The 22,019-nt window shown below is 70.1% G+C and carries 19 protein-coding genes; 10 read left to right on the top strand and 9 right to left on the bottom strand.

Features of this window, described 5'->3' with window-relative positions; all coding sequences use genetic code 11:
• Positions 1-32: 32 nt before the first annotated feature.
• Positions 33-1,340 carry an MFS transporter gene (locus tag ACZ7OI_RS02905; RefSeq protein ID WP_470262519.1) on the bottom strand — a complete coding sequence of 436 codons (1,308 nt, stop codon included), beginning with the start codon at positions 1,338-1,340 and terminating at the stop codon, positions 33-35.
• 1,515 nt (positions 1,341-2,855) lie between these two features.
• On the opposite strand from ACZ7OI_RS02905, the gene ACZ7OI_RS02910 reads away from it, so the two are divergent.
• Positions 2,856-3,437, top strand: a complete 582-nt coding sequence (locus tag ACZ7OI_RS02910; RefSeq protein WP_354735848.1) for a YqgE/AlgH family protein — start codon at positions 2,856-2,858, stop codon at positions 3,435-3,437.
• 53 nt (positions 3,438-3,490) lie between these two features.
• Here ACZ7OI_RS02910 and ACZ7OI_RS02915 read toward each other — a convergent pair whose 3' ends face one another.
• Positions 3,491-3,910, bottom strand: a complete 420-nt coding sequence (locus tag ACZ7OI_RS02915) for an SdpI family protein (protein ID WP_470262520.1) — start codon at positions 3,908-3,910, stop codon at positions 3,491-3,493.
• A 65-nt stretch (positions 3,911-3,975) separates the two neighbouring features.
• Here ACZ7OI_RS02915 and ACZ7OI_RS02920 point away from each other — a divergent pair, with 65 nt between their 5' ends.
• The 3 genes from ACZ7OI_RS02920 (at position 3,976) to ACZ7OI_RS02930 (ending at position 8,874) form a co-directional block, all read left to right on the top strand.
• Positions 3,976-5,145 (top strand): esterase-like activity of phytase family protein, encoded by a 1,170-nt coding sequence (locus tag ACZ7OI_RS02920; RefSeq protein ID WP_470262521.1) that lies wholly within the window; start codon positions 3,976-3,978, stop codon positions 5,143-5,145.
• 159 nt (positions 5,146-5,304) lie between these two features.
• Positions 5,305-8,193, top strand: coding sequence for a leucine--tRNA ligase (leuS, locus tag ACZ7OI_RS02925; protein WP_470262522.1), 2,889 nt, complete (start codon positions 5,305-5,307; stop codon positions 8,191-8,193).
• A gap of 51 nt (positions 8,194-8,244) precedes the next feature.
• On the top strand, positions 8,245-8,874 hold the full coding sequence (locus ACZ7OI_RS02930) for a hypothetical protein (protein WP_470262523.1): 630 nt from the start codon (positions 8,245-8,247) through the stop codon (positions 8,872-8,874).
• Between the two features lie 7 nt (positions 8,875-8,881).
• Here the strand turns inward: ACZ7OI_RS02930 and ACZ7OI_RS02935 are convergent, their stop codons facing one another.
• Both ACZ7OI_RS02935 and ACZ7OI_RS02940 read right to left on the bottom strand, forming a co-directional pair.
• On the bottom strand, positions 8,882-9,649 hold the full coding sequence (locus ACZ7OI_RS02935) for a hypothetical protein (RefSeq protein WP_470262524.1): 768 nt from the start codon (positions 9,647-9,649) through the stop codon (positions 8,882-8,884).
• On the bottom strand, positions 9,646-10,521 hold the full coding sequence (locus ACZ7OI_RS02940) for an ABC transporter ATP-binding protein (RefSeq protein ID WP_470262525.1): 876 nt from the start codon (positions 10,519-10,521) through the stop codon (positions 9,646-9,648). Before ACZ7OI_RS02940 ends, ACZ7OI_RS02935 begins: the two co-directional genes overlap by 4 nt.
• 151 nt (positions 10,522-10,672) lie before the next feature.
• On the opposite strand from ACZ7OI_RS02940, the gene ACZ7OI_RS02945 reads away from it, so the two are divergent.
• Positions 10,673-11,410, top strand: coding sequence for a 3-oxoacyl-ACP reductase family protein (locus tag ACZ7OI_RS02945; protein WP_470262526.1), 738 nt, complete (start codon positions 10,673-10,675; stop codon positions 11,408-11,410).
• Here the strand turns inward: ACZ7OI_RS02945 and ACZ7OI_RS02950 are convergent.
• Positions 11,407-12,144 carry a TetR/AcrR family transcriptional regulator gene (locus tag ACZ7OI_RS02950; protein WP_470262527.1) on the bottom strand — a complete coding sequence of 246 codons (738 nt, stop codon included), beginning with the start codon at positions 12,142-12,144 and terminating at the stop codon, positions 11,407-11,409. The two genes, ACZ7OI_RS02945 and ACZ7OI_RS02950, sit on opposite strands and share 4 nt — an antisense overlap.
• A 342-nt stretch (positions 12,145-12,486) precedes the next feature.
• Here ACZ7OI_RS02950 and ACZ7OI_RS02955 point away from each other — a divergent pair, with 342 nt between their 5' ends.
• The 3 genes from ACZ7OI_RS02955 to ptsP are packed head-to-tail and all read left to right on the top strand — an operon-like array spanning position 12,487 to position 15,794.
• Positions 12,487-13,359: a ribokinase gene (locus tag ACZ7OI_RS02955; RefSeq protein ID WP_470262528.1), complete on the top strand. Its 873-nt coding sequence runs from the start codon at positions 12,487-12,489 to the stop codon at positions 13,357-13,359.
• Positions 13,360-13,387: 28 nt separating this feature from the next.
• Entirely contained in the window at positions 13,388-14,125 is a 738-nt protein-coding gene (locus tag ACZ7OI_RS02960) for a hypothetical protein (RefSeq protein ID WP_470262529.1), read from the top strand.
• Positions 14,118-15,794: a phosphoenolpyruvate--protein phosphotransferase gene (ptsP, locus tag ACZ7OI_RS02965; RefSeq protein WP_470262530.1), complete on the top strand. Its 1,677-nt coding sequence runs from the start codon at positions 14,118-14,120 to the stop codon at positions 15,792-15,794. The genes ACZ7OI_RS02960 and ptsP overlap by 8 nt, the downstream gene beginning before the upstream one ends.
• A 55-nt stretch (positions 15,795-15,849) precedes the next feature.
• On the opposite strand, the gene ACZ7OI_RS02970 is transcribed toward ptsP, so the two are convergent.
• On the bottom strand, positions 15,850-16,512 hold the full coding sequence (locus ACZ7OI_RS02970) for a DUF1707 SHOCT-like domain-containing protein (protein ID WP_470262531.1): 663 nt from the start codon (positions 16,510-16,512) through the stop codon (positions 15,850-15,852).
• Positions 16,513-16,734: 222 nt separating this feature from the next.
• Between ACZ7OI_RS02970 and ACZ7OI_RS02975 the strand changes: the two genes are divergently transcribed.
• Positions 16,735-17,637 carry a hypothetical protein gene (locus ACZ7OI_RS02975; protein ID WP_470262532.1) on the top strand — a complete coding sequence of 301 codons (903 nt, stop codon included), beginning with the start codon at positions 16,735-16,737 and terminating at the stop codon, positions 17,635-17,637.
• A gap of 1 nt (position 17,638) precedes the next feature.
• Here ACZ7OI_RS02975 and ACZ7OI_RS02980 read toward each other — a convergent pair whose 3' ends face one another.
• The 3 genes from ACZ7OI_RS02980 to ACZ7OI_RS02990 are packed head-to-tail and all read right to left on the bottom strand — an operon-like array spanning position 17,639 to position 20,645.
• Positions 17,639-18,295, bottom strand: a complete 657-nt coding sequence (locus tag ACZ7OI_RS02980; RefSeq protein WP_037809091.1) for a response regulator — start codon at positions 18,293-18,295, stop codon at positions 17,639-17,641.
• Complete coding sequence (gene macS / locus ACZ7OI_RS02985; RefSeq protein WP_470262533.1) at positions 18,292-19,428, bottom strand: MacS family sensor histidine kinase; 1,137 nt, start codon at positions 19,426-19,428, stop codon at positions 18,292-18,294. Before macS ends, ACZ7OI_RS02980 begins: the two co-directional genes overlap by 4 nt.
• Positions 19,425-20,645 (bottom strand): AI-2E family transporter, encoded by a 1,221-nt coding sequence (locus tag ACZ7OI_RS02990; RefSeq protein WP_470262534.1) that lies wholly within the window; start codon positions 20,643-20,645, stop codon positions 19,425-19,427. Before ACZ7OI_RS02990 ends, macS begins: the two co-directional genes overlap by 4 nt.
• 299 nt (positions 20,646-20,944) lie before the next feature.
• Here ACZ7OI_RS02990 and ACZ7OI_RS02995 point away from each other — a divergent pair, with 299 nt between their 5' ends.
• Complete coding sequence (locus ACZ7OI_RS02995) at positions 20,945-21,979, top strand: hypothetical protein (protein WP_470262535.1); 1,035 nt, start codon at positions 20,945-20,947, stop codon at positions 21,977-21,979.
• Positions 21,980-22,019: the final 40 nt, after the last annotated feature.

Raw genomic sequence — 22,019 nt, forward strand, 5'->3', positions numbered from 1 at the left:
CACAAGTCACCCTAATGCCAGACGGTGAGTTACTACCCCCGTTTGGCTTCAACGGTTTGCGGCAGCGAATCCCCGCGACGTCGTCGGGCCAGCAGATATCCGGCCCCGCCCAGCAGATAGAGCGCGGTCGCGACGATCATCAGCTCCGGCGAGTACCCGTTGTCCTTGACGAAGGCCGCCGCGATCGAGACCGGCACCACCTGGGTGATGTTGAACAGGGTGTCGTAGAGAGCGAAGACTCGTCCGCGAGCCTCGTCCGCGACATCCAGCTGTACCGAGGAATCGACGGACAGCCGCAGCACCTGGCCGGTCCCCATGATCAGGAACGACGCGAGCACCGCCAACGGCAGCAGCATCGGCAACCCGAGCGCGGCCTGCGTGACCGCCGAGATAAGCAGCGATCCCAGAACCGTCCGAACCCGCCCGATCGACCGGATCAGGCGCGCCGTCACCAGACCCGCGACGAGAATTCCCGCCCCCGCACAAGCCACCAGCTGCCCAAGCCCAGGCAGCCCTGCTCGGAAAACCCCTTCGTCAGTGAAGTAATTGCGCATCAGCAACACGCTGACCAGCAACGAAATCCCGTACGCGGCGCGATGCGCGAACAACGCGACGAACCCGGCCGTGACGTTGGGCGCCCGCCAGGCGTGCCTAGCTCCGTCCGCGAGCCCCCGCGCAACCGCCACCACCGGATTGGTCGGCTCGTCCACGACCGTCGGCCCCAGCACTCCCTTCGCGAACCGATGCGCGAGGAAGGCCGACAACAACGCCCCGACCGCCGCGAACGCCGTGGTCTCGGCCGACCCGATGTCGTCAGACCCGAACACCGCCCGCAACCCGATCGCGCACCCGCCCCCGACGACCGCGATCGCCGACCCGAGCGTCGCCGCCACCGCGTTAGCGGAAACGACTGCCTTCGGCTCCACGATGTGCGGCAACGCAGCCGACAACCCCGACCCAATGAACCGGCTGATCCCCTCGGCGAGCAACGCGAGCGAAAACAACCCGATCCCGCCGACCCCAGCCCCCACCGCGAAGACCGACGCCACGATCGCGGCAGCCCGCACGAGATTCGCGAACACGAGCACGCGCCGCCGATCCCACCGGTCGAGCAACGCCCCCGCGAACGGCCCCACCAGCGAATACGGCAGCAGCAAGGCCGCAAACCCCTCGGCAATGGCCAGCGGATCAGTCGCCCGCTCGGGATTGAACAAAACGGCCCCAGCCAACCCGGCCCGGAAAACGCCGTCCCCCCACTGCGCCGCGAACCGCGTGAGCAGCAACCGCCGAAACAACGGATCCCGAACCAACCGCCAACCCAGCCGCTCCCCCACCTTCACCCCGCAACCCTACCGAGACCCCCCGACAAAACCCCCGAAAACGAGACGCCCCACCCCCTGAGCCAGCCAACCAACGAAACGCCCGCACAACCCCACTAAAAGCACCCCCACAACCCAAAGACGCAGACGCCTCAAGCGCCCACAAGCAGAAGCCGCACCGCAAACCCAGAAGCACGCGGCCACCCACAGCCCACGAAAACCCCAAGAAGCAAAACAGCGAGGCACCGACAGCCGAAAAGCTGCACAGCAAACGCAAAGCGAAGCCCCTACCCGCAGAACCCGCAGTCACAAACAGAGCAAAAACGAACGCCAGAAAAGCAAAATCCGAGCAACACAAGCCACCCGCCCCAGACAAACCGCCGCCCCCGCCCGGCTCGCGCCCCCTGCTACCCCGGATAGATCGCGCCTTGCCACCCCGAACGTGCCGCAGCCCCGCCACGCCGAACGGAGCGCAGCCATGCCTGCGCCGGATCGGCTGCGGCCCCGCCGCTCCAAACGGCCCGCGGCCTCGCTGCCCCGAACGGCCCAGGCTCTGCTGCCCCGAACGGACCGCGGCCCTACCGCGCCGGATGGGCCGAGGCTCTGCTGCTCCGGACGGCCCGCGGCCTTGCAGTACCGGACGGGCCGGGCCTTGCTGCCCCGAACGGACCGCTGCCCTGCCTCGCCGGATGAGCCGGGGCTCTGCTGCTCCGGATGGCCCGCGGTCTTGCAGTATCGGACGGGCCGGGACTTTGCTGCTCAGGATGGACCGCGGCCCTGCCGTACCGGACGGACCGGGCTCTGCTGCTCCGGACGGCCCGCGGCCTCGCAGTACCGGACGGGCCGGGACCTCGCTGCTCAGGATGGACCACGGCCCTGCCGCACCGGACGGGCCGGGCTCTACCGCCCGAATGGATCGCAGCCTTGCCATACCTGACGGGCCGGGCCTTGCTGCACCGGATGGACCGCAGCCTTGCTACGCAGGATGGGCCAAGCTCTGCTGCCCCGGATGGACCGCAGCCTTCCTGCACCGGACGAGCCGCAACCCTGCAGCACCAACACATCAGCACACCCGGCAGGAACCCCACAGAAGCCGACAAACCTTCAGCAACCCACCCCACCACGAGCCACCCGGCTAACAACCCACCCAACTAACAACGCCACCGGGCCACCCCCCACCCGCACCCCCCAACGAAACCCAGCCACCCCGAAAGCCAAAGGGGGCTCCGCCCCCGCCACCCCGAAACCGCCACCGAAAAGCACCGCGGGGGTCCGGGGGGCTCGGCCCCCCCCGGGTACACGGCGCCGGTGCCGGGGGGAAGGTGCGAAGCACCGAACAGGAGAAGCCGACACCGGCGCACTCGTTTCGCCTCTCGGCGGCTTGGCGCAGTGTGGCTCCGGCCGGACCGGTATTCCACAAAGGCGGTTCTTCAGTGAGCCCGGGGGACACGAGTGCGCCGGCTCACTGTTCTCAACGGGGCGCGTGGTGCTGGTGTTCCCGTGCCGGGAGGATTTCCCGTGGCGGGTGATGGGATCATGGGTGGCGTGCCAGCGGACGCCGAGGTTGAACCGGGAACGCTCCTGGTCGCCGCACCCACGATGTTCGACCCGAACTTCAAACGGACCGTGGTGTTCGTGATCGATCATCGGGCGGAGGGCACGCTCGGGGTGGTCTTGAACCGGCCGTCTGATGTTCCGGTGAACGACGTCCTGCCGGGGTGGGGCGCGCACGTCGCCGAACCTCAGTCGGTCTTCGTCGGCGGGCCGGTCGACAAGAAGACCGCGCTTTGCCTCGCCGCGTTGCGGACTGGGGAGTCCGCTTCCAGCGTTCCGGGCGTGGTCGCGGTGCGGGGGCCGGTCGCGCTGGTCGATCTGGACAGCGATCCCGAGGTGCTCGTGCCCAAGGTGCGGGGCGTGCGCGTGTTCGCGGGCTACGCCGGGTGGGATTCAGGGCAGCTCGCGGGCGAGATCGAGCGTGAGGACTGGGTGATCGTCCCGGCACTGCCCAGCGACATTCTCGCGCCGCCCAGCCGCGATCTGTGGGGTCAGGTGCTGCGCCGCCAAGGGGTGCCGCTCGCGTTGCTGGCCACTCACCCCGGCGATTTGCAGCGAAACTGACGTCGTGAGTGTTCAGGCCGGTGAGAACCGGCCTGAACACTCACGAGCCGGTGTCAGGCCTCGCTGGACTTCTGCAGGACTCCGCAGCCGCCGGCGCCGCACGCGCAGCCGCTGCAACCGGCCGGGACCGGGGCGGGAGCGGGCACGGTCAGGGCGGCTCGTGCGCCCATCCGGGCTCCGGCGACGACCATCACCAGCAGGCCGAGCAGTCCGACGATCGCGGCGGCCACCAGACCAGCAGTAGCGGGGATCGCGAGGCCTGCGAGTCCGCAGACGACCGCGGCCGCGCCGCCAGCGAGCGTCGGGATTCCGGCCACCCGGTTGGCGAGCTTGAACGCCTCCTCGCTGCGCATCGAGGCTTCGGTCCGGACTCCGGCCCCGCCTGCCCTGCTCAGCCGTCCGCGCACGCCGAGGAAACCACCCCAGCCGACGACGACACCAAGGACGATCGGGACGAGCGCGATAGCGAACACCTCTTGAGGATAAGCGTGACCTCACGGCCATGTCCCGGATACCCTCGTCGGCTGTGCTACGGGCCATGTCTTCGTCCACGCGACACCGGCTTCTCGCCGCCGCCGGGATCGTCACGCTGTCCTTGCTCATCCCTGGACCCGGGGACGCCGCTGCTGCCGCGCCGCGTCCGGTCCGGCTGCTCGGCGAGCAGCGGGTGCCGCACAACCTGCAGTTCCAGGGCACGACGGTCGGCGGGTTGTCGTCGATCGACTTCGATCCGCGCACCGGCGGCTACGTCTTCATCAGCGACGACCGGTCCGCGATCAACCCGGCGCGCTTCTACACCGCGAAGTTCGACGTCAGCGCCAAGGGTGTGGGTCCGGTCACCTTCACCGGAACGCATCCGCTGCTGCGCCCAGACGGCACGCCTTACCCGCCGCTCGCGAAGAACGATCCGGCCGCTCCTCAGAACGAGCAGACGATCGACCCCGAGGAATTGCGCGTCGACCCGTGGACCGGGCACTACACCTGGTCGCAGGAAGGCGACCGGCTCGCTGACCAGCATCTGATCCAGCCGTCGATCCGTGAGGCCACCCGCGACGGGCACTACCTCCGTGACCTGCCGCTGCCCGCCAACGAGCGGATGACTCCGGACGCCGGTCCGCGCCGCAATTACGTCCTCGAAGGTCTCGCCTACACCGGGTTCGGCACGCTGCTGGCCAGCGAGGTCGAGGCCCCGCTGCTGCAGGACGGCCCGCCGCCAACGCAGACGTCGGGCGCGCTGTCGCGGATCACCCTGCAGAGCCGGTTCGGGCCCGTGCTCGCGCAGTACGCGTACCCGCAGGAGAAGCTTTTCGCCGAGCCGAAGCCCGCGACCGGGTTCGCCGACACCGGAGTGTCCTCGATGCTCGCGGTGAACCAGGCGGATCCGACGAAATTCCTGATGATGGAACGGTCCTTCGTCACCGGCGTCGGCAACAAGGTGCGCATCTTCGAGATCGACACCGCCGGCGCGACGAACGTCCTCGACACCCCGTCCCTGACCGCCGCCAAGCACGTCAAACCGGTGAAGAAGCGGCTGCTCGCCGACCTTTCCGATTTCCCGCTGTCCACTGTGGACAACATCGAGGGGATGACCTGGGGTCCGGCGCTGCCGTCCGGGGAGCGCAGCCTGCTGCTCGTGAGCGACAACAACTTCTCCGCGTCCCAGGTGACCCAGGTCGTCGCTTTGGCGGTCCCGTCGGAACGGCTTTGACCAGCGCGTTACGATGAGTGCATGAACACGGCTCGGCTGCTCCTTGGCCTGCCGCGCTGACCTGGTCCGATGACCGGCTCGGCGCGGCGACCCCTCATGCCTTCTGGCTTGGGGGGTCGAGTTGTTTCTGGGAGTGGCTCGACACGGAGGAAGACGGCGATGACAGGGTCTGACGAGGCCACCGGGGCCGCGGCGAAGAGTGCCGCGGACGCTGAGCACGCTCCGCCGTTCCGCTACACCGCGGAGCTGGCCGGGCAGATCGAGCAGCGCTGGCAGGACCACTGGTCCGACCACGGCACCTACCACGCGCCGAACCCGGTCGGGCCGCTCGCGGAAGCGGGCGAGCCGGTGCCCTCGGACAAGCTGTTCGTGCAGGACATGTTCCCGTACCCGTCCGGTTCCGGCCTGCACGTCGGGCACCCGCTGGGCTACATCGGCACCGACGTCTACGCGCGGTATCACCGGATGATCGGCCGGAACGTGCTGCACACGCTGGGTTACGACGCGTTCGGGCTGCCCGCCGAGCAGTACGCGGTGCAGACCGGTACGCACCCGCGCACCACGACCGAGCAGAACATCGCCACCATGCGCCGCCAGCTGAAGCGGCTGGGCCTTGGCCACGACGAGCGCCGGTCGATCGAGACGATCGACCCGGACTACTACAAGTGGACCCAGTGGATCTTCCTGCAGATCTTCAACTCCTATTACGACGAGGACGCCCGCAAGGCGCGTCCGATCGAGGAGCTGGAGAAGGCGTACGCCGCGGGTGAGCGCACGACGCCGGACGGCCGTCCGTGGGCCGAGCTGAGCACCGTCGAGCAGCGCAAGATCATCGACGACCACCGGCTGGTCTACATCTCCGAGGCTCCGGTGAACTGGGCCCCCGGCCTGGGCACCGTCGTCGCGAACGAGGAGGTGACCGCGGACGGCCGCAGCGACCGCGGCAACTTCCCGGTGTTCCGCAAGAGCTTGCGCCAGTGGATGATGCGGATCACCGCGTACGCCGACCGCCTGGTCGACGACCTGGACCTGCTGGACTGGCCGGAGAAGGTCAAGTCCATGCAGCGCAACTGGGTCGGCCGCTCGCAGGGCGCGCGCGTCGCGTTCGCCGCCGGTGACGAGAAGATCGAGGTCTTCACGACCCGTCCGGACACCCTGTTCGGCGCCACCTACATGGTGATCGCGCCGGAGCACCCGCTGGTCGAGAAGCTGACCGCGGCGCAGTGGCCGGGCGAGCACCCGGAGAGCTGGACCGGCGGCGCGAAGACGCCCGCCGAGGCCATCGCCGCCTACCGGGCCGCCGCCTCCCGCAAGTCCGATCTGGACCGGCAGGAGAACAAGGAGAAGACCGGCGTCTTCACCGGCACCTACGCGGTGAACCCGGTCAACGGCAAGGAAATCCCGGTCTTCGTCGGCGACTACGTGCTGATGGGCTACGGCACCGGCGCGATCATGGCGGTGCCCGCGCAAGACCAGCGCGACTACGACTTCGCGAAGAAGTTCGAGCTGGAGATCGTCCGCACGGTCGACCCTGGCGAGGGCTTCGAGGGCGAGGCGTTCACCGGCGACGGCCCGGCGATCAACTCCGCCAACGACACCGTCGACCTGAACGGCATGGGCGTCGCCGACGCCAAGAAGACGATCATCGCCTGGCTGGAGGACCGCGGCGCGGGCGAGGGCACCGTGCAGTACAAGCTGCGCGACTGGCTGTTCGCCCGCCAGCGCTACTGGGGCGAGCCGTTCCCGATCGTCTACGACGAGAACAACCTGCCGATCGCGCTGCCCGAGGACCAGCTGCCGGTCGTGCTGCCGGAGGTCGACGACTACTCGCCGAAGACCTTCGATCCGGACGACGCCGACTCCGAGCCGTCGCCGCCGCTGTCGCGCGCGAAGGACTGGGTCGAGGTCACCCTGGACCTGGGCGACGGGCCGAAGAAGTACCGCCGCGACACCAACGTCATGCCGCAGTGGGCCGGTTCCTGCTGGTACCAGCTGCGCTACGTCGACCCGGCGAGCCAGGACGTGTTCTGCGCGCCGGAGAACGAGGCGTACTGGCTGGGCCCGCGCCCGGCCGAGCACGGCGTGGACGACCCGGGCGGCGTCGACCTGTACGTCGGCGGCGTCGAGCACGCGGTGCTGCACCTGCTGTACTCCCGGTTCTGGCACAAGGTGCTGTACGACTTGGGCCACGTCTCCTCGAAGGAGCCGTACCGCCGCCTGTTCAACCAGGGCTACATCGAGGCGTTCGCCTACACCGACAAGCGCGGTGTGTACGTGCCTGCTGAGGACGTCGTCGAGCGCGACGGCAAGTTCTTCTTCGGCGACGAAGAGGTCAAGCAGGAATACGGCAAGATGGGCAAGAGCCTGAAGAACGCCGTGACGCCGGACGAAATGTCGGACACTTACGGCGCGGACACCTTCCGCGTGTACGAGATGTCGATGGGCCCGCTGGACATGTCGCGGCCGTGGGCGACCAAGGACGTCGTCGGCGCGCACCGGTTCCTGCAGCGGCTGTGGCGGCTGCTGGTCGACGAGCAGACCGGCGAGCTGCGGGTCTCGGCGGACGAGCCGACCGAGGCGGACCGGAAACTGTTGCACCGCACCATCGCCGGGGTCCGCGAGGACTACGCGGAGATGCGGTTCAACACCGCCGGCGCGAAGCTGATCGAGCTGAACAACCACCTGACCAAGGTGTACGGCTCGGCCGCCGGAACCCCGCGCGAGGTGGCCGAACCGCTGGTGCTGCTGCTGGCTCCGCTGGCCCCGCACGTGGCCGAGGAACTGTGGCACCGGATGGGCCACGCGGACTCGCTGGTGCACGGGCCGTTCCCGGTCGTGGACGAGAAGTACCTGGTCGAGGACTCGGTCGAGTACCCGATCCAGGTCAACGGCAAGGTCCGTTCGCGGATCACCGTTGCGGCGGACGCGAAGAACGAAGCGGTGCAGGCGGCCGCGCTGGCCGACGAGAAGATCGCCGCGCTGGTCGGCGACAAGACGCCGCGCAAGGTGATCGTGGTGCCGGGCCGTCTGGTCAACATCGTGCTCTGAAAAAGCGCGTTCCGGCCCGGGAGCCGATCCCGGGCCGGTACTGTCCTTTCCGTGCGTAACCGAGCGATCGCCGCGGTTGCTGTCGCGGCGGCGGCAGTGCTTTCCGGATGCGCTGTCGCGCCTGCTCCGCCGCCGGGGAAACCCGCGCCGCGGCTGCCGGCGGATTCGATCGCCTACGACACGCTGCCGGTCATCACGAGCCGGCCGAAGCTGTTCCCCGGCGACTGTTCGCAGTTCGAGAAGGACCCGGCGTTGCTGGGCGTTCTCGGCGGCAGTTCGCCGATGTACAACCCGTATGCCAAGGCCTGCGTCATGAAGCGGTCGGCGGGCACGCAGGTCGAGGTCGGCTCGATGGACCCGGACCAGCGCATCCCGGAGCCGTGGCCCGGCTGGTGGAAGGCCTACGACCACAGCGTCCACCACTTCCGCCGGATGCTGGTGCTGGACCGCTACTACGCGGTTTCCCAGCTCGACGGGTACGGCTGTGCGATCGCGGTGAACACCGGTTCGCCGCAGGTGGTCACCTTCCGGGTCGGCACCGAAGCGGGCAAGGGCCCGGTCCCCGGCGACAGCGTCGACGTCGATCGCCAGACGGCTCAGCGGTTCTGTCCGGACGCGCAGAACGCCGCCGAGAACTACCTGAACGCGGTCGACCCCGGCGGCGGCTCGCTGGCCGGCTGACCCGGGGTCACGCCGCTTCTCGCGTGCCCGCCCGCCAGATCGCGACCGCGGCCAGGCCGATCCACACCACGAGCGACGTGATCAGTGCGACCGGTCCGTGCTTGGCGATCCCCGCGAGCTGGCGCGCGGGTTCGGCCGGATCGACCCATCCCGCGTAGTCGATGCCGCTCTGCAGGAACACGAACAGCAGCGACAGCAGGACGTAGGCGGTGATCGATCCGGCGGTGTTGGGGATCAGCCAGCCGATGGTGATCGCGAACAGGGTCATGCAGAACCCGCCGAGCAGAATCGTCGCGGCCATCGCGCCTGGCCGGACGTCGAGCAGGAACTGCGTGTCGTATCCGTCGAGCTGGCTGCGGTAGTAGGTGAAGATCATCAGCAGGTTCAGCGCTGAAGTGACCAGCCAGACCCCGATCGCGATGGCGGCCTGCGCGAGCACGTAGCGCAGCCGCGACGGCTGGGCGAGCAGGGTCGGCTGCGCGCTGCGGTAATGCCATTCCGCGGCGATCAGCTTCACGAGCACGACGTTCATCAGCACCGCGCCGAGCCGGATCGTGAGGAACACCGGCAGCAGCTGCTTGTCGAGCGTGTAGTCGCGCGTTCCGCCCTGCAGGAACAGCAACGACAGCGTCACCAGCAGGATCGGCGCGGCGATCACCAGGATCTTGTCCGCCACCGTCGCGGTCATCTTCCGCAGTTCGACGCCCACCACGGTGCCGAACGACGCGCGCCGCTGCGCCGGGGCCTGCCACGCGGGCGCCTGCGCCGGGATCATCGGGCTCCTCCGGTGAGCCGGAAGAAGAGCTCTTCCAGGTTCTGCTGTTCCTCGCGCAGCTCCAGCACCTGCACGCGGGCGCCGAACGCGAGGTCGGACACCTGTTTCATCGGGGCGGCGACGGACACCCCGTCCGCGCTGGTCTGGCTCAGTTCGAGCCTGGCCTGGTGCAGCGCGGAGGTCAGCCGGGGCAGGTCGGCGGTGCGGATGAGCGTGCGAGCCGGTCCGGCGAAGCTTTCCAGCGGACCGTCGGCGACGACGCGCCCCTGGCCGATCATCACCACGCGGTCCGCGGTCTGGTCCACTTCGGACAGCACGTGGCTGGACAGCAGCACGGTGCCGCCGCGCTGGGCGTACCCGCGCAGCAACTGCCGGGTGGAGCGGATGCCGTCCGGGTCGAGGCCGTTGATCGGCTCGTCGAGGATCAGCACCGGCGGATCGCACAGCAGCGCCTGCGCGATGCCGAGCCGCTGCCGCATGCCGAGGCTGTACTTGCCGATCCGCCGGTTCGCCGCGTCGGAGAGGCCGACCTGCCCGAGCACCTGGTCCACCCGGGCGGCGGGCAGCCGCATCAGTTTCGCGGCGTTGAGCAGGTGATGCCTGCCGGTGCGGCCGGGGTGCACGGCGGACGCGTCGAGCAGCACGCCCGCGACGCGCGCCGGGTTGGGCCACTCGCCGAAGCGGCGGCCGGCGATGGTCGCGGTGCCGGACGTCGGCGTGGTCAGGCCGCAGATCATCCGCAGCGTGGTCGATTTCCCGGCGCCGTTCGGTCCGAGGAACGCCGTCACCGTGCCCGGCTGCAGGCTGAACGACACGGTGTCGACCACACGGCGTTGGCTGTAGACCTTCACCAGCTCTTGGACGTGCAGCAACCCGTCCCCCTCCCCGTTCTCCCTGGCAGAAGTCTGTCACACGCTGTGGCCGCCCGGGTGCGGAATCGAACCGTCACGGCCGAAAGACGCCAGCTTCGCCCGTCGTTCGGCGCTTCGATGGTTGAAAGCGAAACAAACGGAAAGGACGGACATGAACCTCGACGGCAAAGTGGCGCTGGTGACTGGTGGAAGCCGCGGAATCGGTGCGGCGACGGCACTGCGGCTCGCCGAGGCTGGGGCGGATGTGGTGCTCACCTACGCGGTGAACGCCGAGCAGGCGGCGGAAGTGGTCGACCGGATCAAGGCGCTCGGGCGGCGTGCGCTCGCCGTGGGTGCGGACAACGCCGATTCGGCGGCGGTCGAAGCGGCGGTGGAGGCGGCGGTCGTCGAGTTCGGGCGGCTGGACGTGCTGGTCAACAACGCGGGCGTCGGTTTCGTCGGGCCGCTGGAGCAGACCGGGATGGACGACGTCGACCGCGTGCTCGCGGTGAACGTGCGCGGAGTGCTGGCCGCGACGAAGGCGGCGGCCAAGCACCTCGGCGAAGGCGGCCGGGTGATCACGATCGGCAGCTGCGTGACCGATCGCGTGCCGGGGCCGGGGATGGTGCTGTACGCGGTCAGCAAGTCCGCGATGGTCGGACTGACCAAGGCGCTGGCCCGCGAACTGGCCGCGAACGGCGTGACGGTGAACCTGGTGCACCCGGGACCCACCGACACCGAAATGAACCCGGCCGACGGCCCGTACGCCGCGGACCAGGCGTCCATGACCGCGGCCGGCCGATACGGCAAGCCCGCGGAAGTGGCCGACACAGTGGCCTTCCTCGCCTCGCCGGCCAGCGCGTACGTGACCGGCTCGACCATTTCGGTCGACGGCGGCCACGCGGCCTAACCGCTGTAGAGGCCGACGTCGCGGGCGAGGTCGGTGAGCATGGCCTCGAACAGCACGTCCGGTTTGGACACCGGGATCGGGTAGTTGCCGAACACCTCGAGGGTCACGTGGCCGTAGAGCCGCGCCCAGAAGGTGATCATCAGGTAGGTGAGCCCGAGGTCCAGCTTCTCCGGCGGGATCTCCCGCCCGGACTCCTTGAGCACCGTCAGCAGGTCCTGCTGGAACGCGGTGAGGTCGTCGCGGAGTTCGGGCGGGACCACGTCGTTCGGCGGCATGACCAGGTCGTGCTGGGCGAGCACGTGGCCGGCCGCGGCGAGGAAGATCTTGCCGAACGGCTCGTCCAGCCTGCGCAGCGCGCTGCCGGTCGCGGTGCCGGTGGCCCCGGTCGGCGACGCGAACACCAGCGTGAATTCCTTGGTGTGGGTCAGCGCCCAGCGGCGGAAGCCCTTGCAGATCTGGAACAGCTGCAGCAGGCCCTCGTCCTTCAGCTCCGCGATGTCCTCGGCGATTTCGGCGGCGAGGTCGGTGCAGACGTCGAGGCGGAGGTTCTCCAGCAGGTCGTCGCGGGATTCGTAGTAGCGGTACAGCGCCGGTGCGGTGATCCCCAGCTCCCGGGCGATGGCCCGCAGCGTCACGGCTTCCGGACCCTGGCCTACCAGCAGATTTCGCGCGGTCCGGCGGATGTCGGATTCGGTAGCCGCTCGCGCGCGACCCCTGCGTGTGGGGCTGCTCATCTGGGCAGTCTAGGTGGTCTGGACACCGATTTAGGCGCCTGGCGCGCGAATCGGGGCGCCGCCGACGCCGATCACTCGGGGGGCTACGTGATCGGCGCCGGCGACCCGATGCCCTCTCCGGTGCGCTTCCGGTCGGGGCAACGTCATCGGCTCAAGGCCAGTGACGCTCGAAGAAGAGCGAAGCCCGTCGCAGAAGTGACGCCCGGGGGATACGGATCCCCCGATCGAGTGACGGACTGACGCTGTTCCGCCTGATTGTCGCACTGAGAGCCGCGAAAGTTACAAACGCTTTCACTTTCGGGCACGGATGGCGGAAAGGACGGGCCATGGCAGAGTGGCGGCATGAGTGCTGCGGTGCTGGTAGTCGGGTCCGCGAATGCCGATTTGGTGGTGCCGGTCGATCGTCGTCCCGGCGGCGGCGAGACGGTGCTGGGCGGCGACACCGCGTTGTCCCCCGGCGGCAAAGGCGCGAATACCGCGGTCGCGGCGGGAAAACTCGGTGCGGACGTCGCGTTGCTCGGGGCCGTCGGTGACGATCCCTACGGTCGAATGCTGCGGGATTCGTTGTCTAATGCGGGTGTCGATACGCAATTCGTTCGGACTGTTGATCGGCCTACCGGAATCGCCTACATCACCGTGACTCCGGACGGGGAAAACTCAATCCTCGTCTCCCCTGGCGCGAACTCCGCGCTGGAACCCGGGGACATCACCGACGAGGCGCTGGACGGCGTGCGCGTGCTCGTCGCCTCGCTGGAAGTGCCGCTGCCGACGATCGAACGCGCGGTGGTGCGGGCGCGGGAGAACAGCGTGCGGGTGCTGCTGAACCTCTCCCCGGCGGCCGAGGTGTCGCCGGAAACGCTGGCCGCGCTGGACGTCCTGCTGGTCAACGAGCACGAGGCGGCCTACCTGCTCGGCTCGGAGGACGCCGATCCCCGCAAGCTGCTCGAGCTCGGCCCGCGCGCGGCCGTGGTCACGCTCGGGGCCAAGGGCGCGGCTGTGCTTGAGGGCGACAAGTCGACAACCGTCGAGTCGCCCAAGGTGGAAGCGGTCGACACCACGGGCGCGGGCGACGCGTTCGCCGGTGCGCTGGCGGCGGCCCTCGCTGATGGTGCTGACCTGGTCGAAGCCGCCAACCGGGCGGTGAAAGTCGCTGCGGTCACCGTGACCCGGCACGGCGCCCAGCCGTCGTATCCGACCGCCGCCGAGCTGGAATGAGCCACGTCCGGGCCGTGTTGCAGGTCACGTGGGCGATTCGTTCGGTTCGGCGTGGTGGCAGGGGTACGCGACCCGGTTGCGGAGGATCGCGGCAGCGCGGACGCGTGATCCGCTGGCGTTGATGCCGCTCGACGAGACGCTCGCCGCACTGGGCCGGACTGCGGAAACCTACGAGGGGCTCCGCAAGGTCCCGGTCGACGGCGTAGTGGGCTCCCTCGCGCGTGCGGAGGATTTCGACCGGTTGTTCCGGCCCCGCAACCGCGCGCTGCGGGAGCGCTGGCGGGCGATCGCCGACGCTGTCGGGGAGCTTCCGCCGGTGCGGCTCGTGCGGTTGGGCGACATGTACTTCGTGGAGGACGGACACCACCGGATCGCGCTGGCCAGGGCGCGCGGGGCGGAGGCGGTCCTCGCCGAGGTGCGGTCGGTCTGCACGGTCGCGTTCGCGATGCGCTGCCTGACGCTGGCGGACCTGCCGTCGAAGCGGGCCGAGCGGATGTTCCTGGAGCGCGTCCCGCTCGCGGACGCCGATCGGACCGACCTGTGGCTGGACGACCCCGCCGACTGGTTCCGGCTCGCGGACTCGGCGGAGGCGTGGGGTTTCCGGCAGACTTTGCGGGGCCGGGTGCTGCGCGACCGCGCGGAACTGGCCCGCGCTTGGTGGCACGAGGAGGTGCGTCCGGTGGTCGAACGGGTGCGAAATCGGGAAACGGGTGCGGCGCCCCGGGAGATCGCCGTCTACGTGAGCTATGGTCTAGACCATGTCTGAGAGTGCCGCCGCTCCGGCCGAGTCCGCTGCCGGTTCCTCGCTGACCGGGGTCGCGGTGAGCCCCGGACGCGCGAGCGGACCCGTCGTGCGGGTCGCCGAGCCGCTCGGGGAACCCGCCAGCACGCCCGCGCCGGAGGACCCGGCGGCGGAGGCGGCCCGGATCGAGCCAGCCGCGCAGGCTGTCGCCGCGCGGCTGGAAGCGCAGGCCGAGGCCGCGACCGGCGAGGCGGCGACGATCCTCATCACGACGGCCGCGATGGCCGCCGACCCGGCGCTCGCTTCTCAGGCTCAACAGCTGGTGACGGCGCGGAACCTACCCGCGGCCCGCGCCGTCTACCAGGCCGCCGAAGGCTTCGCCGACGCATTGGCGGCCGCTGGCGGGTACATGGCCGAGCGGGTCCGCGACGTCCGTGACGTGCGCGACCGGCTCGTCGCCGAACTGCTCGGTGTCGCCCCTCCCGGGGTGCCCGAGCTGTCGTCGCCGAGCGTGCTCGTCGCCCGCGACCTCGCGCCCGCCGACACGGCGGGGCTCGACCCGGCGAAGGTGCTCGCGCTGGTCACCGAAGAGGGCGGGCCGACGAGCCACACCGCGATTCTCGCGCGGGCGCTGGGAATTCCGGCGGTCGTCGCGGTGCGCGGGCTGCTGGCCTCGGACGCGAAGGCGCTCTCGGTCGACGGCGACACCGGCGTGATCGAGGCGGTCGACCCGTCCGCGCCGATCGTTACCGCTGCCGCGTCTGGCCCGGCCGAGTGGAACGGCGTCGGCGAGCTGTCCGACGGGCACCGGGTGAAGGTGTACGGCAACGTCGGCTCCCCGGCCGACGCGCAGGCCGCCGCGGACGCGGGCGCCGAGGGCGTCGGGCTGTTCCGCACCGAGTTCTGCTACCTCGACGCGCCGGCCGAGCCGTCCGTCGAAGAGCAGCGAAAAGCTTATGCCGCAGTGCTTTCGCCCTTCCGCGGCAAGCCGGTCATCGTGCGCACGCTGGACGCGGGCGCCGACAAACCGCTCGCGTTCCTGTCCCCGGACGACGAACCCAACCCGGCGCTCGGCGTCCGTGGCCTGCGGATCGCGTTCGACCGGCCCGAGGTGCTCGACCGGCAGCTCGAAGCCATCGCGGGCGCGGCGGAGGATTCCGGCGCGGAAGTTTCGGTGATGGCCCCGATGGTCGGGACCGTCGAGGAAGCCGCGTGGTTCGCCGAGCGCGTGCGCGCCGCCGGGATCGCGCGGGCGGGCGTGATGATCGAGATTCCTGCTGCCGCGCTGCTGGCGCGGGAAATCCTGGACGTGGTCGATTTCGTCTCCGTCGGCACGAACGACCTGGCCCAGTACACCTTCGCCGCGGACCGTCAGCTCGGCGCGGTGGCGAAGCTGAATGACCCGTGGCAGCCCGGATTGCTGCGCCTGCTGAAGCTGATCGGCGACGCGGCGGAAGCGACCGGCAAACCGGCGGGTGTGTGTGGCGAGGCAGCGGCCGACCCGCGGCTCGCGCTGGTGCTGGCCGGGCTCGGCCTGACGAGTCTGTCGATGAACGCCCCGGCGGTCCGCGCGGTCGGCGCGAGCCTGGCGACGGTGCCGCGGGAGCAGGCGCGCGAGATCGCGGCGGCGGCGTTGGCCACCGCCGATCCCGCTTCGGCGCGCAAGGCGGTCGCGGAGGCAGTTTCCGCATAGGGGACGCCGGACCCGGGTGAGAGATGGGGTAACCGGGTCCGGCGCCGGACGCTGGTCAGCCGAAGATGCCCCGCCGAGGGTGGCGGATGACCAGCGAGCCTCCGTGGATGCGGCCGGTCAGCACGTAGCGCGGGGTGCCCGCGCGTCCGTTGCTGCCGGTCTTGTCGTCGAGCGAGCCGAACTTGATCTCGGTGATCGAGTTGTAGTCCACCGCCGCGTGCTGCGGGATGATCAGCTCGACCGAACCCCACTTCGAGTCGAGTTCGATCTGCACCACCGGGGTGGCGACGCGGGCCTCGGTGAAGTCGAGCTTGGTGCTGCCGTATTTGTTGCGCACCACCATCGCGGCCGGGACCTGCCACGGGCCGCTGCGCTGCAGTGACGAGTACTTGGCGTTGAGTTCGAGGCGCTGGCCCAGCCCGTAGTTCGGCCCGTAGCCCGGCGGGTCGGGCAGCGGCGCGTACTGCGGAGCCGCGCCGGGATGGACCAGCCCGGGCAGGTCGGCGAGGACGGTGTTGAGCTCGCCCCTGGTGCGGGCCGCGAGCGCCTGGTCGGTGCGTTCGGTGAACTCGTCGAGGGTGAGCATCCCCTGGCCGATCGCCTTCTGCAGCACTTCGACCACGTGTTCGCGCTCGTCGTCGGACACCCGGATGTCGCGCTCGGTCAACGGCTTGGTCTCGGTCGCGGGCTGCGCGGCGATCGTCTCTTCCTCGGCCATGGCATCGATGGTAGAACTCGATTTCCGCTGGCAGATCGGGGAAAAACCCTGAACGGACCCGTATCCCGCGCAACGGTCGCCCTGGTAGCGGCCTGTTGTCTGCTGACCGCCTGCACGAGCGGCGTCCCAGCACCGGCACCGATCACCTCGTCTGCGCGCCCGACTCCGACCACACCGCCGCCCACCGGCCTCGACGGCGGCGTCGCCACCGGCGGTATCGGCGTGGAGTTGTTGCTGGCCACGTCGCCGCCGACGGTGTTCGACTCCGACTCGGGCGTGCGCGGAACCCTGCCCGGCGTTCCCGGCGGGCAGCGGGCGGTGTCGGTGCTGCGGGTCGGCCACACGCCGGTCGTGCTGACCGCGCCGACGTGCTCGCAGGCCGCCTGCGATCCCGCCGAGGTGTATGTCTACCTGGGACTTTCGGCCCCTCGGTCGCTCGGCAAGGCGGTGAGCGCGGCACCGGGCGCGGACGGGACCAGCGTGTGGCTGATCCGCCAGGACGGCCCGGACCTCTGCCGGCTGGAACACGTCGCGCTCACCGGCGTCTCGTTCGGCCGGGGCACGGTGGCGGCTTGCCGCACGGTCGTCCGGGTGGAGACTTCGCACGGGTTGCTGATCACCGTCGGCGGCGGCACCGCGGAGACTGTCGACGTCCTGATCGACCCGGCCACCGGACGCACCGTGCAGCAATCGCCGCGCATCCTCGCCGCGGCCGGCGACCGGCTCGTGCTGGGCGAACTCACCGATATGGCCGTGCTCGACCTGCGCAGCGGAGCGCGGAAACCGGTGACGTTGCCGGTACAACAGCCGAACCCGTACGTGCTGCCCAGCCGGGACGGCACCGTCGCGGTGGTCGATTTCGGCACCCCGTCGTTCGCCGGAACCAGTACGCAGACCCGGGACCTGTGGCTGTTGAACCTGCGCGACGGCACCTGGCAGCAAGCGCCGTCGATGCCGTACTCGACGGAGAACCTGAAGCACTCGGGCCTGGAGTGGACGGAGGCCGGCGACCTGGTCGTGGACGACGGGGTGGTCGCGGCGTGGCATCCGGGCGAACCGGCCTGGCGGCTGGGGAAGGCGAAACTCGCCGCGGCGCAGCAGGCCGCCGGGGTCTCGACCTCGTAACTCAGTCCTCGTCGAGCCCGTGCTCGATCGCGTACCGCGCCAGCTCGACCCGGTTGTGCAGCTGAAGCTTCCGCAACGTCGACTGCACGTGGTTCTCCACCGTCCGGTGCGACAGCACCAGCCGCTCCGCGATCTGCCGCGCGGTCAGCCCCTTCGCGACCAGCCGGAGCACGTCGGTCTCCCGATCGGTGAGCCGCGGCGGTTCCGGCGCGCCGTCCGGAACGTCGGCCATCCGCCGGTACTCGCCGAGCACCAGGCCGGCCAGCCCGGCGGTGAACACCGGATCGCCGTCGGCCGTGCGGCGCACCGCGTCCACGAGCTCCGCCGCGGACGCCGATTTCACCAGGTAGCCGGACGCGCCCGCCTTCACCGCTTCCAGCACGTCGTTGTGTTCGCCGCTGGCCGAGAGCACGAGCACGCGCGTGTCCGGCGCCGCCGCGGTGATCTCGCGGGTCGCCTCGACGCCGGACGTGCCGCCGAGGTTCAGGTCCATCAGCACCACGTCCGGCCGCACCGCGCGCGCGATCCGGATCGCCGCCGGGGCGTCCGGCGCGGTCGCGGCCACCTCGAACCCGTTCTCGGACAGGTCGCGGGCCACGCCGTCGCGCCACATCGGGTGGTCGTCGACCACCATCACCGAGATCGTCCGTTCCGTCATCGTCCGTCCCTCATCGTGGCTGGCACTCGCACTTCCCACTCCGTGCCCCGGCCGGGAGCGCTGTCCAGCGTCGCGGTCCCGCCGAGGTCGGCCACCCGGCCGCGAATCGACTTCACTACCCCGAGACGGCCCTCGGCCGCCGCTCGTTCCAGCCTGCCGCCCTCGATCCCCGGCCCGTCGTCGCGGACGCTCACCACGACCTCGCCGCCGAGGTCTTCCAGCAGCACCCAGGCGTGCGCGTCCGGACCAGCGTGTTTCTCCACGTTGGCCAGCGCTTCGCGGGTGATCGCGACGAGTTCCTCGGTGACGTGCGCGGGCAGGTCCACGGTGCCGGCCGGCGTCGAGACCTGCACCGACGTGGTCGCCAGCAGCTGCAGTGCCGAGCGGAGGTCCGCGGTGTCGCCGGACCGCGTCGGCTCGCTGCTCACGAGCGCGCGCAACGCGATCTCCTGCTCGCCCGCGAGCTTCGCCAGCTCCGCTGCTTCACCGCCTACTTCGAGACCGCGACGCCGTACGCGCGCGAGGACCTGAAGCACGCCGTCGTGAATCGAGCGCGCAAGCCGTTCACGCTCGGCCGTCGCTGCTTCGGTGCGAAGTGCGCGCGCGAGTGTTTCGGCGGAGCTACGCGCGAGCGTCGCCGCCATACCGACAAGGAGACCGCTCGCGCACAACAGCACACCGTCACGGATGACGTCGATGTCGACGTTCGCGCGTGCGACACCAGTACCTACTGCCACGACGAGGCCCGCCAATACGCCGCCGCGCGCGCCGAAGCGCGTTGCCGTCGCGATCGGCGCTACGGCCGCCCAGACCGTGGTGATCAACGGCGTCGTCGCGTTGGCGAACTGCGCGTCCGACAGGATCCACGGCGACGTGAGCATGAGCGCTGTGGTGAGTACGAGGTCGAAGATCACCAGCCAGCGGTGCCGTCCGTTCTCGCGCATGTACGCCAGACTCGACACGACAGACCACACGGCCATCACTCCGATGACGATCCACCCCAGCCACGGCCGGTGGAAGCCCGTGTGGTGCGCGATCGCCACTGCCAGCGCGAACAACCACGTGACGACGCGCAGCACCACGACACCGCGCCACAGCGGTGCCGCCGGATCCCGGGTGGAACGAAGGCTCACTTCTCGTCTTCTGTGCTGTCTTCGGAGTCGGCATCCTTGCCGTCCGCACCCTTTTCCGGGGCGTTGTTCGGGTTCGCGGCCTTGCTGTGCAGCGCGTCGACGGTCGCCGGATCAGGATCGTGTTCGTGCAGCAGCGACCGGATCCCGGCGTTGAGCACGGCCAGCAGCGGCACCGCGAGCAGCGCGCCAGCGATGCCCGCGGCGACCAGGCCGGTGGCGATCGCGAGAACCACCGCGAGCGGATGCAGCCGCACCGCGCGGCCGAGCAGCAACGGCTGCAGCACATGGCTTTCCAGCTGCATCACGCCGACCACGATGGCCAGCACGACGACCGCGCCGATGACGCCCTTCGACACGAGCGCGATCAGCACCGCGACGCCGCCAGTGATCAGCGCGCCGATGATCGGGATGAACGCGCCGAGGAACACCAGCGTCGCCAGCGGGATCACCAGCGGCACGCCGACGATCCACAGCCCGATGCCGATGCCGACCGCGTCGACCACGGCCACCGCCGCCGTCGCGCGGATGTAGCTGACCAGCGACGCGAACCCGCGTCGTCCCGCCACGTCCACCCGCGAGCGCACCCGCCCCGGCACGCCGCGCACGAGGAACGACCAGATGCCGTCGCCGCCGGCGAGGAAGAAGATCGTGACGAAGAGCGTCAGCACGAAGCCGGTGAGGATCTCGCCGACGGTGCCCGCGGTGGTCAGCGCCGTCGTGGTGATCGACGCCTGGTTGTTCTGCAGGAAGCCGATCGCCTGGTTGATGAAGTCCTGGATCTGCTCCTGGCGCAGGTGCAGCGGACCGTTGATCAGCCAGTCCTTGATCTGGTTGAGGCTCGTGGTCAGCTGCTGCTGCAGTTCGGGAAGGCCGCTGGAGAACTGGGTGATCACGAACGTCAGCAGCCCGCCGAGCACGGCGAGCCCGGCCACGAGCACGATCGCCGTGGCGAGCCCGCGCGGGAAGCGGACCTGCACGAGTCGCGACACCGCCGGGGCCAGCAGCGCCGAAAGCAGCAGCGCGATCGACACCGGCACCACGACCGAGGCGAGATAGCCCAGCAGCCACACCACCGCGTACAGCGCGGCGATCACCACGATGAACCGCCACGACAGCGCGGCGGACACGCGCAGGCCGCGCGGGATGAAGCCGGTGACGTCGGCGACTGGTTCGGAAAGGGACGGTTGTTCGCGTTGTCCGCGCCCTGGCTGGCTCACGGGGTCAACCGTATCGGCCCGGCGGACGAAAACCGGGCGGATCGCCCAGCGGCCGGCGCGAATCACCGCTTCGCCGGTTCCGCGCGAACCGACTCGGGAGTAACCCGCCGTCTTCTCCGGGGATGACCCATCGTGAGACCCGGCCACACTCTGTGTTGTTCACACGATGGTGGCATCAAGCCGTGTCAAGGATGCGCGGTGGGCCGGAAATTTGGTTGTCTCGTATTTGCACCACCGCGGAACTATGCCGTTCCCGCCGAAAACCGAAATCAATTTTTGCTCTCGAGGAGAAATCACCTGTGACGAACGACGCTGTGCACGAGAGGCGGAGCGCGACGCGCTTCGGCCGTCTCGCGTCGCGTGCGTTGTTCGTCGTCGGCGGCGCGCTCGCGGCCACCGCGGCCGCGTGGGCCGTCTCCTCCTCCGCCGCTTCGGCGGACACCGTCGACGCGAGCGTCACGCCGGTCACCGACGCGACGGCCGCCGGAATCGGCGACGTCACCGACGGCGCGGCCCGTTTCGCGGGCGACGTCACCGGTGCGGCGCAAGGGCTTTCGTCGTGCGGACAGGGTGCCACCACGTGGTCTGAACCAGGCACGTCGCGGCACACCTGCTCGCTCGGCCAGCTGAGCGGTCCGCATCGCGACGACCTCGCCAGCGGCCAGGAGGCCGCCGGAAAGGTCAGCACCGCGGTCAGCGACCTCGGCCAGCACGCGGTCGTCAAGCCGGTGGAGCGCACGCTCGGCTCGCTCGAGCACATCGCGCGCAAGCCGGAGGACGCGCGCCAGGTGATCGCCGACGCGACCACCCCGCCGCCCGCCGCGCAGGATTTCGGCCGGAAGCTGTGGGACCTGCTCGACCCGAGCGCTCCCGCGAACCTGGTCGACTTGCCGAAGCTGCCGACCGCGCCCGCCCCCGGTTCCGAGCAGGCGCCCGCGCCCGGCATTCCCGAGCAGCCCGCCGACGCGGAGCAAAACCTCGGTGCCGCCGCGATGACCACGTCCGACGCATTGCAGTCGGTCTTCCCGTCGATGGACGCGCAGTCCCTCGACCCGGTGCAGGGCGTCGAACTGCCGTCGCGGCACCACAGCGGTGACCGCGGTCTGCCCGGCGCGCCGTTCTCCCCGGTGCAGCTTCCCGCCGCGCCGCTTTCCATCCCGAACTCCCCGGCCGGTGGGAGCACCGCGCCCGGAGGACACCTCGACGGCTTGCACTTCGGCGTCCCCTCCTGGGTCGTCGCCGCCGTCGACAACGCCGTTGCGGGTTCGACCCGCACCGGCCTCGCGCACACTCCGCGCACCCCGGGCGAGCAGCCCGGCGTCACTCCTGACTGATCCACTTCACCCGCGGGGTCTTTGACGCACCCACGGACAC

The organism is Amycolatopsis sp. NPDC114503 (genome assembly GCF_055633655.1).